This window comes from Acidipropionibacterium virtanenii, from assembly GCF_003325455.1.
In the GTDB taxonomy this organism is placed as follows: domain Bacteria; phylum Actinomycetota; class Actinomycetes; order Propionibacteriales; family Propionibacteriaceae; genus Acidipropionibacterium; species Acidipropionibacterium virtanenii.
In genome coordinates, this window is sequence record NZ_CP025198.1 from 462104 (window position 1) to 475560 (window position 13457).

Consider the following 13457-nt stretch of genomic DNA (forward strand, 5'->3'; position numbering starts at 1 on the left):
GGTCGGAACCGGCCTAGCGGATCGAGTCCTGGGCGGTCTTGAGAACGGCCCGGACGTCCGCGCTGCCGACCGTCTTACCGGTCGCCGCCTTGGCGAAGAGGTTGTTCATCGCCTTGCCGACGCTCGACTCGAACTGATCCTCGTTGGGCACCAGGGGAAGGGGCTCGGACTTCGTGTTGTAGACGTCGGTGAAGACCTTGAGCTCGTCGGCGTCCGTGGTGAAGGTCGCCTTGCCGTCCTTGAGCACCGGCAGGGCCGAGTAGGGCTTGCCGAGGGTCTCCTGCACGGACTCGCTCGTCATGTAGTTGACGAATTTGAGTGCCTGGTCCTTGTGCCTCGTGCTCTTCATGACCGCGATGTTGATGCCTGCGATGTGGCTGGCGACGTCCTTCTTGGCATCCTTGGGGGCCGGGAAGGGAACCACGCCGAAATCGCCTGCCTTCATCCCCGCAGCGATGATCGTGGCGTCCGCGTTGTTCTGGTTGATGATCATCGCGGCCTTCTTCTTCGCGAAGGCCGTCACCGACAGGGTGCCGTTGTCGTACTGCGAGTCGGAGGTGTTGACGATCTTGTCGGTCTGCATGAGATCGATGTATCGCAGCACCCCGTCGACGACTCCCGAGGAGGTGAAGGTCGGTTTCCCCGAGGAGTCGAACAGCGCCGCTCCGTTCTGCGCGGCGTCGATGAACGCGAAGTGGGCGTTCTCGGTGTACGAGGCCGCGGCCAGACTCATGCCGTAGACGTTCTTGGAGGGATCGGTGAGCTTCTTGCCGGCGGCGACCATCTCCTCCCAGGTGGTCGGTGGGTTGACCCCGGCGGCCTTGAACATCGCCTTGTTGTAGTAGAGCCCGTAGGCCAGGCCGTACAGGGGGATCGACGTCGGCCTGGTCCCGGCGGCGCCACCGGTCTGCAGAGCGGCCTTGACGAAACGGTCGGACCCGCCGATCGCCTTCATCTCCGCGTCGCCGAACTCCATCAGCCCGCCGGTGGCCTGGAGGGACACCCCCCAGGTATTGCCGATGTTCAGGACGTCGGGTCCCTGGCCGGAGGTGATCGCCGTCTGGATCCGGGTCTGGAGATCGTTCCAGCCGATCACCTCTAGGGAGACCTTGATGCCGGTCTTCTTGGTGAAGGCGGCCAGGACGGGGGCCAGCACCTCCTTGTCGTTGGCGAGGCTGGTGCCCTGATTCGACGCCCAGTAGGTGAGGGTCGTGCTCTTGTCGTCCGTGCCGGATCCGCCGTTGGAGCTCTTGCTCCCGCACGCAGTGGACGCCAGCGCCACCGCCGCCATGGAGCCGAGGGCCAGGAACTGGCGCCGAGTTGTTGCCATGGGAACTCCTCCGTTGTGAGTCCGTCAATTACTGAATCGATTAAGAACCCATCTCTGAGAACGACGTCGACGTCGTCCGGATCGGTGGGATGCCAGGGAGCCCGCAACTCTGCGAATCCGCTGGTGGCCCCATGTTGACGTCTTGACCGGGTGGTGTCAAGGGTCGGTGGTCAGGAGATCTCGCGCGCCATCCGGTTCGAGCTGGCTCGGACCGTGAGCCCCGAGGCCGGAAGCCTCACCAGGCTGCGTGCCCGACCGTCGAGGCGATCCAGCAGGAGATCCGCGGCGAGCCGGCCCATGGTGATGGGCCTGCGCTCGAGGCTGGTGAGCGGTGGGTTGGAGATGCGGCAGGGCAGCGACTCGTCCCAGCTCACCACGCCGATCCTGTCCGGGACGGGCAGGCCCAGGAGGCCGGCCCCGCGCAGCGCTCCCAGGGCCAGCAGGTCACTGGATCCCACCACGCCCACCGGCTGGCGGGGCACCCGTCCGACGGCCTCCAGGAATCCCCGGGCGCCGTCCTCCATGGTGTAGCGGCATGCGCTGCTGACCACCTCCAGGCCACCGGCCGAGGCGACCGCCGCAACAGCCCGTGCGCGCAGCCTCTCGTGGGTCAGTTGTCCGGGCCCGGACAGGTGGATGATGCTCCGGTACCCCTGATCGGCCAGGTGTGAGACGAGGGTCCCGGCGTCCGCGGCGTCGTCGATCAGCACCCGCGGGGCGCCGTCCACCGCGGCCTCGCTGGTCACCTCGACGAAGGGCAGCCCGACCTCCTCGAGGAGCCCGGTCCGGGGATCGTCGGCCAGCAGGTCGAACAGGATGACGCCGTCGACCCGGCGCTGCCGCGCCCATGACCGGTAGACGTCGAGCTCGGCCGCCTGACGCCGTCCCGGCCTGCTGATCATGAGGCTGTAGCCGCGTGCGGCCAGAGCCTGTTCGATGCCGGCCTGGACGTAGGAGTAGAAGGGCTCGTTGGCGATCTCCTCCGCGTCGCGCGACAGGGCCATGCCGACCGCCATGGAGCGGCGGCTGCGCAGCGATCTGGCGGTGGAGTCGGGCGTCCAGTCGAGCTCCTCGACGAGGTCGAGGACCCGTTGTCTGGTGGTGGCGGAGACCCCGGGGCGGCCGTTCAGCGCATAGGACACCGCGGCCGTGGAGATTCCGAGCCGACCGGCGATGTCGGCGATCGTGACATGAGGCATGGGTCGAACCGCTCCAATCCCCGGGCCCCGTGGTCGGCCGGTGCGAGCATTCTTGCAGGCGGCGGAATGAGTCCTCAGCCGAACCAGCGGTTGAGCTCGGCGGCCGTTCCTCCCTCGGCGAAGGTGCCCGTCACGGCGTCGGCCACCGACTGAACGGCCTCGGGGGCGTCGCCCATCGCGACCCCGCGGCCCGCCCAGGCGAGCATCTCGACGTCATTGTGGCCGTCGCCCATCGCCAGGACGTCGGCGCGGTCGATGCCGTGGGCCCGGCACAGCTTGGCGAGTGCCGAGGCCTTCGTCACCCCGCGCGGGGTGATGTCCATCCAGGCCGACCATCCGATGAAATAGCTGACGCCGTGCAGGCCGAGGTGCCTGGCCAGTTCGACGAACTCGGAGGGCGGCGCATCGGGATCGCGGATGATGACGCGCGCCGCCGGCCGGGAGGACAGCTCGTCGACCGACTCGATGACCATGTCTCCCTGGAGTTCGCCGTCGGGGAAGTAGCTGTTGAGTCGGTAGCCGACTCCGACCTCCTCCACCGCGACCAGTGCCGAGGGGCGGGCCTCCAGCACCCGCCGGATCACCGGGGCGGGGTCGAAGGTCACCTCGTCGATGATCTCGAGAGGAGGGGTGCGGACCGTCACCGCACCGTTCGAGACGACCATCTCCCCGGCCGGGAGCTGGAGCGCCTCGTGGATCGGGGCGGTGCCGAACAGCCCGCGTCCGGTGGCGAGCACGATCGGAATGCCGGATTCGCGCACTTTCGCGACGGCGGCCTCGACGCTGTCGGGCATTCTGCCCTCGAGGTCGACGAGGGTGCCGTCGATATCCAGTGCGACCAGGCGCGGGGTGAAACTCACGTCTCCCAGCCTGCCAGTGGCCAGGGAACGGAGGGTGTCACGTTTCATCCATGGCAGTCGTGCTCTTCGCATGGCGCAATTCTCCTTCACATCTCCATCACGGACATGACTCGCCCCGGCCGTACTACGGCCGGGGCGAGTCATGCGGACCGATGGTGCTGGTGGGTGGCCGGGTGCTCAGGCTGCGGCCTCGGCCCTGCGCCGCATCCCGGTCACCGATTCGAAGGCCGTGATGAGGCGGCCTCGATCGGGTTCCTCCGGGGTGCGGCGACGGGGGGTCTCAGTCTCCGAGGCGGCCGCTGCTCGGGCCCTGCGCAGATGCCTCTTCACCGTCGAGAGGGAGCACCCGAGCCGCTGGGCGATGAAGTCCAGGGACTCGTCGGGGTGGGCCCGTCGCAGTGCGACGACGTCGCGGGTGGCGATCTGGCGCCCCGAGGCGATGACGCCGATCAGGGCGTCCATGTCGTCCGCGGTCACCTCGACGCGGAGCATGTTGCGCATCTGGGCGCGTTGCCGCGAGGTGGTCGCAGCCACGAATCCGGATACGTCGTGCTTGGTGACTGCAAGATCGAGGCAGTCCTCGAAGTAGGGGCAGGCCATGCAGGCCTCGGTGGCTCGGGCGGTGAGCGCTGTGCGGAGGCGGCGTTGCTCCGCGGTCGACGGGGTGGAGTCCTCCTCCAAGAAGGGGTGCTGAAAGACATGCGTGAGGACTGCGCACGCGGGAACACCGCTATCCGATGTGCTGGTCACGTGAGGTCCTTTCCTTGTTCCTGGCATTTCCCGTGCCTCCGCTCTCGCCTCGAGGAGGAGGCACATGGAAATGGGACGTAGCAGCTCGTCTGTAGGTTCCATCACATTCTGAGATTCAGCCTGCCATGCACTGGAGCTGAGCTGTGAGGCGGATCGTAGGGCCGACTACCCGACTTCCCTGAGTATCAACCGGCGAGAGCGTGAGTACTGGTACTCACACGGCCGGGAGGCTGAATTCCTGTCCCTCGAAATTCGCATCGGGAAAGATCTCGTGATACAGGATATTCGACTGGGGGTCGAACCGGTCGGGGCGGATAGGCTGGTGCCGATGAATCCTGCGATCTATGTTGCCCTGGTTGTCGGCCTGTCCGTGGCCGCCCAGTGGCTGGGGTGGCGACTCAGGCTTCCCTCCCTGCTCTTCCTGCTCGTCGTCGGCTTCGCCCTGGGTCGGGCGGTCAGCCCGGACGAGGTCTTCGGGCGCGATCTGCTCTTCGCCGGTGTCAACCTGTGCGTGGCGATCATCCTCTTCGAGGGCGCCCTCTCGCTCAAGCTGCGTCCGGTGCGGGATCTGGGCCGGCCGATCCTGCGGTTGTGCACCGTCACCGTGGCCGCATCCTGGCTGCTCGTCGCCGTGACGGCCCGACTGCTGGGATTCGACCTGCGGGTCGCCCTGCTGCTGGGGGCGATCCTCGTGGTGACCGGCCCCACGGTCATCAACCCGATCCTCAGGCAGCTGCGCCCGACCCGGCGGGTGAGCGGGCTGCTGCGCTGGGAGGGGATCATCGTCGACCCGCTGGGCGCCATCCTGGCCCTGCTGGTCTACCAGGGGGTCACGAGCATCGAGGGGGCGTCGCTGTGGCATGAGCTCGGCAGACTCGGGCTCACGGTGCTGGTCGCGCTGCTCGTGGCGGTCCCGGTCGGGCTGGGGCTGACGACGATGCTGCGCCGCCACCTCATCCCGGACTTCCTGCAGGGCGTCGTCTTCGTGGGTGTGGCCCTGGCCACCGTCGTCGGATCGAACCTCATCCTCGAGGAGTCCGGGCTGCTGGCCGTCACCGCTCTGGGCGTCCTGGTCACGAACCGGCCGGGCGTCGAACTGGACCGGGTGCTGGAGTTCAAGGAGAACCTCCAGGTGCTGCTGGTCGGCGCCCTGTTCGTGATGCTCGCCGGGAGGGTGACTCCGACCGAGATCGCCGACGTCGCCCCGATCGGTCTGGCCTTCGTGGCCATACTGGTGCTGATCGTCCGGCCGGTGTCGGTGCAGCTGGGCCTGGCGGGTACCGAGACATCGCGCCAGGAGCGGTTCCTGATGTCCTTCATGGCGCCGCGCGGGATCGTCGCGGCATCGATCACCTCGGTCTTCGCGCTGCAGTTCAGCGAGGCGGCGCAGAACGTCCGCAGCCAGGCGGCCTCGGCGATGGCGCGCGACCCGCAGCGCGGCCGGGCGCTGTCGGCCTTCGCGGACCGGCTGGCGGGGATGTCGGGTCAGGTCGACCGGATGGTGCCGCTGGTGTTCCTGGTGATCGTGTGCACCGTGGCGATCTACGGGTTGGGGATCGGGAGACTGGCCGAGCGCCTCGGGCTGGCCTCGGCGAGCCCCCGCGGGGTGATGTTCGCCGGATCTCCGGCGTGGGCCATCGACGCCGCCGTGGCACTGCGGGATCTGGGGGTCGCGACGATGTTCGTCACCAGGCGCGGCTACGACCTGGACGCCGTTCGGGCGGCCGGCCTGCGCTGCGAGGCGGCGGACTTCCTCTCGGAGTACGCGGTCGACGAGATGGACCTGTCCGGAATCGCGTCGATGGTCGCGGTGACCCCCGATGACAACGTCAACTCCATCGGGTCGGTGCATTACCGCCGCGCTCTGGGGAGGGCGAATGTCTTCGGCCTGAGGCGCTCCGACGAGGGGGAGGACGGCGATGCCACCACCGGCACCGTGCCTGCCCTCAAGGCGCTGACCGCTTTTGACCCGCCGCTGGAGCACTCGGAGCTGGACCGGCGGTGGCGTGCCGGGGCGAGGGTGGGCCGGGTGCGGATCACCGATCAGATGAACTGGCAGCAGTTCCGCCGATCATTCCCCGATGCGGTGGCGATGTTCGTCGTGCGGGGGTCCTCCACCGTGGTGGCCACGCCGTCCATGACGGCTCCCAAGGCCGGTGAGGTCGTCGTCTACCTCGGCGATCGGGCGCAGACACCGTCGTCACGTCACTGACGCGGGTCCGTCGGGCGAGTGGCCCGAGGGGTTCCGGGGCGAGGAGATCCGGGCAGGGGGCGGTCCGGGATCAGTGCGCCCGTGCCAGGCGCACCTGGTGGAGGCGCATCGCGCCGAGCACTGCGATGGCGACGATGACTCCGAGGAGGCCGGCCAGCAGATATCCGCTGCGCCATCCGCTGGCATCCATCGCGGCGCCGACCATCGGGGCGGCCATGGCGGTGCCGGCGTTCATGCAGGAGCCCTGCCATCCGATCACGGCTCCGCGGGAGTTGGCGGGGACGGCCGCCGACAGGGAGTCGACCGACGATGTGAGGGTGGGGGCGCAGAAGATCCCTGCGATGCACAGCAGCCCGGCCGCCTGCCACGGGTTGGACGCCAGCGCGGCCATCGCGGTGGTGATTCCCAGGCCCAGGAGGAGGGTCGGGGTGGAGGCGCCGCGGGGGAGCATCCCGTAGACGATGCCGCCGACCGCCGAGCCCAGCCCGGAGGCGGCCAGCACCCAGCCGATCGCCTGGGGCTCTCCCATGGCGCGCAGCTGGCCCACTGCGGTGAGCTCCATCCCGCCCAGGGCGAAGCCCGTGGCCACCACCGCAATGAGGATCGCCGAGGTGTGGAGGGTCAGCCAGCGCGGCAGTCGCAGCATATTGAGCACCTCGCGGACGCCTCGGGAGGCCAGGGCGGGGTGAGCGGAGGCCTCCATCCGGGGTGGGGCCTCGGTGTCGGCGGGGGAGACACCGGTCTCGGAGGCCGTGGGCGGGTTGAGGATCGTGAGCCCCGCCGCGCCGATGACGGCGATCAGGGCACAGGCCATGATGGTGGGTCGGGTGCCCCACACGGTGGCGGCGATGATGGCGACCGTCGGGCCGATCATGTAGCAGATCTCCACCGAGACCGAGTCCAGGCTGAGGGCCGCACGGCGGTGGTCGAGTGGGGCGCGGGCGATGAGGACCTGGCGGGGAACGGTGAAGACGGGGTAGTTCCACAGTCCGGCGATCGCCACCAGGGCCAGCAGCGGCAGGTATCCGATCCACGGGGCGGCCAGCCATATGGGCGTGACGATGAGCAGAGAGGGGATCATGGTGCGGCGCAGCCCTCTGCGGTCGACCATGGAACCGCGCCACGGGGAGGAGATCATGCCTGCGATGGTGAAGACAGTGGTCACCAGGCCTGCCGAGGAGTAGTTCATCCCCAGCGAGGTGACGACGTGGAGAGTGAGGACGGTGCCCAGGCTGAACAGCGGGATGCGGGTCAGCATCGCCAGCACGAGAGTGGTCCAGATCTCCTTGATCCTCAGAAGTTCCCCGTAGCTGCGCACCGGCCCACTCTACCCGTGGAGCCGGCCTGCTCTACCCGTGGAGCCGACCCGCGTCCCCACCGGTGGAGCGGTCCTGCGGCAGGGGGCGCGGGCGTCGCCCCCTGAAACCCTGTGCGTTTACTATGCGCCTCGAACTCCGCGTTGGCCCTCTAGCAGGAGGGCCAACGCCGGTGTTCGAGGCGCATAGCGGGAACATGGGTGGGGATGGGGCCGTGGAGCGGATCCGCTGCGGGGAGTCGGACCTGAGGACCGGCGCAGGGGGGCGTCCCTGGAGGTACGGCTCAGTCGACCCCGAACTCCATGGCGGCGCGGTCCAGGGCCTTCTGGGCCTGGTCCTCGTCACCGTCGTGGTTGGCGGATATCGCCTTGGCGCCGCCGACGGCGAGCTTGCCGACCAGGTCGTCGTGGTTGGAGAGCTGGCCCTGGCTGGAGTACTGCTCCAGCTTCTCGCGGGTGTCGGCGATGTCCAGATTGCGCATGGTGAGCTGGCCGATCCGGTCGACGGGCCCGAAGGCCGCCCCCTCGACGCGCTCCATGGACAGCTTCTCAGCGTGGTAGGAGAAGTTCGGTCCGGTGGTGTCCATGATCGAGTAGTCCCAGCCGCGGCGCAGTTTGAGGACGACGGTGCCGGTGATCGCCGAGGCCACCCAGTGCTGGAGGGACTCGCGGATCATCAGGGACTGCGGGTCGAGCCAGCGGCCCTCGTAGAGCAGCCGGCCGAGACGGCGTCCCTCATTGTGGTAGGTCGCGATGGTGTCCTCGTTGTGAACCGCATTGATCAACCGCTCGTAGGCGATGTACAGCAGCGCCATGCCGGGGGCCTCGTAGATGCCGCGGGACTTGGCCTCGATGATGCGGTTCTCGATCTGGTCGCTCATGCCCAGGCCGTGACGTCCGCCGATGGCATTGGCCTCGAGCACCAGAGCGACCTTGTCGTCGTACTCCTTGCCGTTGATGGCCACCGGAATGCCCTGCTCGAAACTGACGGAGACCTCCTCGGTCTCGATCGCCACATCGGGATCCCAGAACTTGACGCCCATGATGGGTTCGACGCTCTCCATCGAGACGTTGAGGCTCTCCAGGGTCTTGGCCTCGTGGGTGGCGCCCCAGACGTTGGCGTCGGTGGAGTAGGCCTTCTCCTTGGAGTCGCGGTAGGGCAGGTTGTGGGCGGTGAGCCAGGCGCTCATCTCGTCGCGGCCGCCGAGCTCGGAGACGAAGTCCTCGTCGAGCCAGGGCTTGTAGATCCGCAGCTGGGGGTTGGCCAGCAGGCCGTAGCGGTAGAACCGCTCGATGTCGTTGCCCTTGTAAGTGGAGCCGTCGCCCCAGATGGAGACATCGTCGTCGGCCATCGCGCGCACCAGCAGGGTGCCGGTCACGGCGCGGCCGATGGGGGTGGTGTTGAAGTAGGGGCGCCCGGCCGAGCGCACGTTGAAGGCTCCGCAGGCGATGGCCGACAGTCCCTCGTCGACCAGTGAGGCCCTGCAGTCCACCAGCCGGGAGATCTCGGCGCCGTAGGCGTGGGCGCGCCCGGGCACCGAGGCGATGTCGGGCTCGTCGTACTGACCGATGTCGGCGGTGTAGGTGCAGGGGACCGACCCCTTGGATCGCATCCAGGCGACCGCCACGGAGGTGTCGAGACCTCCGGAGAATGCGATGCCGATACGTTCGCCGACGGGAAGATGCGTGATGACCTTGGACACGACGAACAGTCTAGAGCATAGATATTCAGTGGATCAAATTAATATGCGTCCGAGGTGGATCAACGAAGGACTGACGGGCCCCGGGTGGCGCGATCTGCTAGCTGGAGGCCCCGATCCGAAACTTTCCTGTCGCTTCGGCGGCTCCAGCTAGCAGAATGCGCGCGTGACTAGATCGTCAGCGCGATCTTCCCCAGCACCTCTCCGGAGTCGAGCCGGGAGTGCGCCGCGCCGGCCTCCGAGATGGGGAAGACCTCGACCGGAGCCGGGTTGATGCGCCCGTCGGCGTACATCGGCCAGACGACCTCCTCCACCCGGTGGCAGATCTCCGACTTCTGCTCCACCGGGCGCCCGCGCAGACTGGTGGCGGTGACGGTGCCGCGCTTGTTGAGCAGCTTGCCGATGTTGAGTTCGCCCTTGGCGCCGCCCTGCATCCCGATGATGACGAGGCGTCCGTCGGCGGCCAGCGCGTCGACGTTGAGGCCGAGGTACTTGGCCCCCATCACGTCGAGGATGACGTCGGCACCCCAGCCGTCCGTGGCGCCCTTGACCCCGTTCACCCAGTCGCCGTGGTAGTCCAGGGCGACATCGGCCCCCAGTTCGGTGCAGAACTGGCGCTTCTCGTCGGTACCGCAGGTGGTGATCACCCGGCACCCCAGCGCCTTGGCGTACTGGATCGCGAACTGGCCGATGCCACCGGCCCCGCCGTGCACCAGCAGGGTCTCCTCGGGCTCCAGGCCGACATGATCCATGTTGGAGACGACCGTGGCGGCCACCTCTATCAGGGTGGAGGCGACGACGGGATCGACTCCCTCGGGCATGTGGAGAAGCTGCCCGGCCGGGACGACGGCGTATTCGGCGTAGCCTCCGCCCGCCAGCAGGCCGACCACCCGGTCGCCCTCCTGCCAGCCGGTGACGCCGGGGCCCGTGTCCGCCACGGTGCCGGTGATCTCCAGCCCCATCACCCCGGTGATCCCGGGCGGCGGGGGGTAGAGGCCCTGGCGCTGGAGCAGGTCTCCCCGGTTGACCCCCGCGGCCAGCACCTTGACGAGCACCTCGCCGCGTCCAGGGTCCGGTGTCTCCACCAGGGACCACTCCATGTTCTCCGGGCCGGGACGATGGCGTCCCTTCGCGTCTGTGGCGTCCGTGGGAAGGACGGTGATCGCATGCATGGGGTCCAGCCTGCCATGACCACCCGTCGACCGGGTCAACCCGGGGCCGGGATCGGCGCAGGGACGCGCCGAACGGCCGGTGCGCGGAATTCCGGCGGGATGGTTAGGATGAGGCGTGCCCGGCGAGCCGGGATGGCGAGATCGCATAGTGGACGAGTGCAGCCGCCTTGAAAGCGGCCGAGGGAAACCTCCGTGGGTTCGAATCCCACTCTCGCCGCGGGGACCGTCGTGCCAGGGAACCGCGTCGTGCCGGAGAACTGCGTGGTTCCCTGGATGCGGGTCATGAGGGCCTGCGTTGATCAGGGAGGTCGGCATGCCAGACTCGGTGGAGGTCGCTGAGGAGTCCGCGGCTGAGCTGCCCGAGGGCACCACGCGGCATGTGCTGAGTCCCAGGCCCCCCTTCCGGGGCTATGTGATCTCGGGGCTGCTGTCGCTGGCCGGGGCCGTGCTCATCGTGGTCGCCTCGTCCCAGGGTTGGGCGAACGCCTGGATCGCGCTCTTCGCGGTGATCCTGGCTCTCGGGATCGCGCTGGCCCTCACTGCGACCTGGTCGATGCTGCGGATGCGGCTCTACGTGGATCTCGACGCCAAGGGCTACCGCATCCATGGAGCGGGGCAGGATCGTTCGGGCACCTGGGAGAAGGTCACCCGGGCCGCGCTCACCGAGTCCCGGTCGCGGCTGACCCTCTACCACGGTCAGGTGGGGCGCACTCATATCGTGCGTCCCGGCGTCGGGGATCCGGCCGAGATGGACGAGTTGGCCGCCGACGTCGCCAGGCATCTGGACGCCGACCGCGGCTACTCGCAGGAAGCCGAGTAGCCGGAGGCCGGTCATCGCGGCCTGCCCGACCGCCCCGGTTCCGCCGGGATGACGTCGCGGCCCCGGCACGGGATGCCAGGACCGCGACAGGCCGGGGGCCTCGATCCGGGTCAGCTCCGGTCGCCGGTGGATCCACCGGCGTCGGATCCGCTCTCGTCGACGTATGTGGGGCTGAACGTGTTCCACAGCAGAAGCAGGGCACACACCACCAGTAGTCCGACACCGGCCCAGAGGTTGGCCTTGGCCTCGGTCATCGCGATTCCCATGATGGTGAGGATGACTCCGTAGATCCCCATCAGACTGCCGATGATGACGCGGATGTCGCCGAATCCGGCAGTCTGCCGACGCTTGTTCTTAGTGTTGTCCGACATGTTGTACACCTCGCGGTCAGAAGAGGACGTTCAGAATGATGACCAGGACCAGGGCGACCCCGGCCAGCGGCACGGTCCGCTTGTACCAGGGCTGGTTCTTCTCCTCAGGGTCCTGCAAGGACTCCTTGGGCGTCTCGGAGTAGACCAGACCCACCAGCTGCTCGGCCGGCTTCGGCCTGGTGAACAGCGAGACCACCACGCTGACCACGATATCGACCACGAATCCGGCGGCGGCGGCCACGAAGGAGATCCCCTGGCCGCTCAGCGAGTAGACACCCAGCGCGCTGGGAAGCCAGACGGCCACAGCCGCCAGGGTGCCCGACGCCAGGCCGGACCAGCCGGCCGCCGGGGTGGAGCGCTTCCAGAACATGCCGAGGATGAAGGTCGCGAAGAGCGGCGCGTTGAAGAACCCGAACAGGGTCTGAAGGTAGTCCATGATGTTCGAGTAGTTCGAGGCGATGGCGGCGGTCCCGATGGCGATGATCGACGCCGCGACGGTCGCGATGCGCCCGACCTTGACGTAGTACTCGTCGGGCTTGTCCTTCTTGACGTAGTGCTGCCAGATGTCGACGCTGAAGACGGTGTTGAAGGCCGAGATATTGGCCGCCATGCCGGCCATGAAGGCGGCCAGCAGGCCGGTGATGGCCAGGCCGATGAGGCCGTTGGGCAGCAGGTCCTGGATGAGGTAGAGCACCGAGTCGTTGTAGGTGACGGTGCCCGACGCCCCACCGGAGACGGTCTGTCCGGCCTTGGTGGCCGCGATCTCAGGCACGAGCACCGCGGCGAGGACGCCGGGGAGCACGGTGACGAAGGGCACCAGCATTTTGGGGAAGGTGCCGATGATCGGGGTGCGGCGGGCGTCCGAGAGGGACTTCGAGGCCATTGCGCGCTGGACCTCGACGAAGTTCGTCGTCCAGTATCCGAAGCCGAGGACGAAGCCGAGGCCGAAGACGATGCCGATCACCGAGAGGACAGGGTTGTCGAAGCCCGACAGGGCCTGGCCGGGCCAGGAGTCGAGCTGCTGGGAGGCGGGGACGATCTTGCCGGGGTGGGCCGCGGCCGCCTCGGTGATCTTCGCCTTGAGGCCGCCCCAGCCGCCGACGCGGTGCAGGCCGATGAGCACCATCGGGAGCAGGCCGGCGATGATGACGAAGAACTGGAGGACCTCGTTGTAGATCGCCGCCGACAGACCGCCGAAGGTGATGTAGGCCAGCACGATGATGGCGGCGACGATCAGGGCCACCCACAGCGGCCAGCCGAGCAGGGCGTGGACGATGCTGCCGAGCAGGTAGAGGTTGACGCCGGCGATCAGCAGCTGGGCCAGTGCGAAGGAGAGCGAGTTGACCAGGTGGGCGGCGGGCCCGAAGCGCTTCAGCATGAACTCGGGCACCGAGCGCACCCCGGAGCCGTAGTAGAAGGGCATCATCACGACGCCCAGGAAGAGCATCGCGGGAACCGCGCCGACCCAGAAGTAGTGCAGGGTGGGCAGGCCCAGCTGGGCGCCGTTGGCCGACATGCCCATGATCTCGACGGCGCCGAGGTTGGCCGACACGAAGGCCAGGCCGGTCACCCAGGCGGGGAGCCGGCGTCCCGACAGGAAGAAGTCGAGGGAGTCGGAGATCTGGTGACGGGCCATGTACCCGATTCCCAGGACGAATGCGAAGTAGACGATCAGGATCGCGTAGTCGATCGGACTGGCGTGGATCAGTGTCTGCAGTGCCACCATGC

11 protein-coding genes and 1 tRNA gene are annotated in these 13457 nt (G+C 68.1%); 3 read left to right on the forward strand and 9 right to left on the reverse strand.

All coding sequences use genetic code 11. From position 1 onward, the window contains the following. Window positions 1–13: 13 nt before the first annotated feature. The 4 genes from JS278_RS01990 to JS278_RS02005 all read right to left on the reverse strand — a co-directional run bounded on the left by JS278_RS01990 (window position 14) and on the right by JS278_RS02005 (window position 4139). Complete coding sequence (locus tag JS278_RS01990) at window positions 14–1330, reverse strand: ABC transporter substrate-binding protein (protein WP_114043735.1); 1317 nt, start codon at window positions 1328–1330, stop codon at window positions 14–16. Window positions 1331–1500: 170 nt separating this feature from the next. Further along, window positions 1501–2529: a LacI family DNA-binding transcriptional regulator gene (locus JS278_RS01995; protein WP_114043736.1), complete on the reverse strand. Its 1029-nt coding sequence runs from the start codon at window positions 2527–2529 to the stop codon at window positions 1501–1503. Window positions 2530–2603: 74 nt separating this feature from the next. Further along, window positions 2604–3371: an HAD family hydrolase gene (locus tag JS278_RS02000; protein WP_181833865.1), complete on the reverse strand. Its 768-nt coding sequence runs from the start codon at window positions 3369–3371 to the stop codon at window positions 2604–2606. A 195-nt stretch (window positions 3372–3566) separates the two neighbouring features. Further along, window positions 3567–4139, reverse strand: a complete 573-nt coding sequence (locus tag JS278_RS02005; RefSeq protein WP_114043737.1) for a sigma factor-like helix-turn-helix DNA-binding protein — start codon at window positions 4137–4139, stop codon at window positions 3567–3569. A gap of 328 nt (window positions 4140–4467) precedes the next feature. On the opposite strand from JS278_RS02005, the gene JS278_RS02010 reads away from it, so the two are divergent. Further along, window positions 4468–6351 carry a cation:proton antiporter gene (locus tag JS278_RS02010; RefSeq protein WP_114046058.1) on the forward strand — a complete coding sequence of 628 codons (1884 nt, stop codon included), beginning with the start codon at window positions 4468–4470 and terminating at the stop codon, window positions 6349–6351. A gap of 70 nt (window positions 6352–6421) precedes the next feature. On the opposite strand, the gene JS278_RS02015 is transcribed toward JS278_RS02010, so the two are convergent. The 3 genes from JS278_RS02015 to JS278_RS02025 all read right to left on the reverse strand — a co-directional run bounded on the left by JS278_RS02015 (window position 6422) and on the right by JS278_RS02025 (window position 10538). Next, window positions 6422–7669 (reverse strand): MFS transporter, encoded by a 1248-nt coding sequence (locus tag JS278_RS02015; RefSeq protein ID WP_114043738.1) that lies wholly within the window; start codon window positions 7667–7669, stop codon window positions 6422–6424. A 281-nt stretch (window positions 7670–7950) separates the two neighbouring features. Continuing rightward, window positions 7951–9378 (reverse strand): argininosuccinate synthase, encoded by a 1428-nt coding sequence (gene argG, locus JS278_RS02020; protein WP_181833866.1) that lies wholly within the window; start codon window positions 9376–9378, stop codon window positions 7951–7953. Between the two features lie 158 nt (window positions 9379–9536). Beyond that, window positions 9537–10538 carry an NAD(P)H-quinone oxidoreductase gene (locus tag JS278_RS02025; protein WP_114043740.1) on the reverse strand — a complete coding sequence of 334 codons (1002 nt, stop codon included), beginning with the start codon at window positions 10536–10538 and terminating at the stop codon, window positions 9537–9539. A 134-nt stretch (window positions 10539–10672) separates the two neighbouring features. Here JS278_RS02025 and JS278_RS02030 point away from each other — a divergent pair. Together JS278_RS02030 and JS278_RS02035 are read left to right on the forward strand one after the other, a co-directional pair. Further along, window positions 10673–10755: transfer RNA gene (locus JS278_RS02030), tRNA-Ser, on the forward strand. Between the two features lie 96 nt (window positions 10756–10851). After that, window positions 10852–11358, forward strand: a complete 507-nt coding sequence (locus tag JS278_RS02035; RefSeq protein ID WP_114046059.1) for a hypothetical protein — start codon at window positions 10852–10854, stop codon at window positions 11356–11358. A gap of 110 nt (window positions 11359–11468) precedes the next feature. Here the strand turns inward: JS278_RS02035 and JS278_RS02040 are convergent, their stop codons facing one another. Next, window positions 11469–11729: a hypothetical protein gene (locus tag JS278_RS02040; RefSeq protein WP_114043741.1), complete on the reverse strand. Its 261-nt coding sequence runs from the start codon at window positions 11727–11729 to the stop codon at window positions 11469–11471. Window positions 11730–11745: 16 nt separating this feature from the next. Then, window positions 11746–13452, reverse strand: coding sequence for a sodium:solute symporter family protein (locus JS278_RS02045; RefSeq protein WP_114046060.1), 1707 nt, complete (start codon window positions 13450–13452; stop codon window positions 11746–11748). Between the last annotated feature and the right edge of the window lie 5 nt (window positions 13453–13457).

What these genes read in the sequence shown, in the direction of transcription:
- JS278_RS02010 (WP_114046058.1), top strand. Translation starts at nt 4,468, where the DNA reads ATGAATCCTGCGATCTATGTTGCCCTGGTTGTCGGCCTGTCCGTGGCC.
- JS278_RS02040 (WP_114043741.1), bottom strand. Translation starts at nt 11,729, where the DNA reads ATGTCGGACAACACTAAGAACAAGCGTCGGCAGACTGCCGGATTCGGC.
- JS278_RS01990 (WP_114043735.1), bottom strand. Translation starts at nt 1,330, where the DNA reads ATGGCAACAACTCGGCGCCAGTTCCTGGCCCTCGGCTCCATGGCGGCG.
- JS278_RS02025 (WP_114043740.1), bottom strand. Translation starts at nt 10,538, where the DNA reads ATGCATGCGATCACCGTCCTTCCCACGGACGCCACAGACGCGAAGGGA.
- JS278_RS02035 (WP_114046059.1), top strand. Translation starts at nt 10,852, where the DNA reads ATGCCAGACTCGGTGGAGGTCGCTGAGGAGTCCGCGGCTGAGCTGCCC.
- JS278_RS01995 (WP_114043736.1), bottom strand. Translation starts at nt 2,529, where the DNA reads ATGCCTCATGTCACGATCGCCGACATCGCCGGTCGGCTCGGAATCTCC.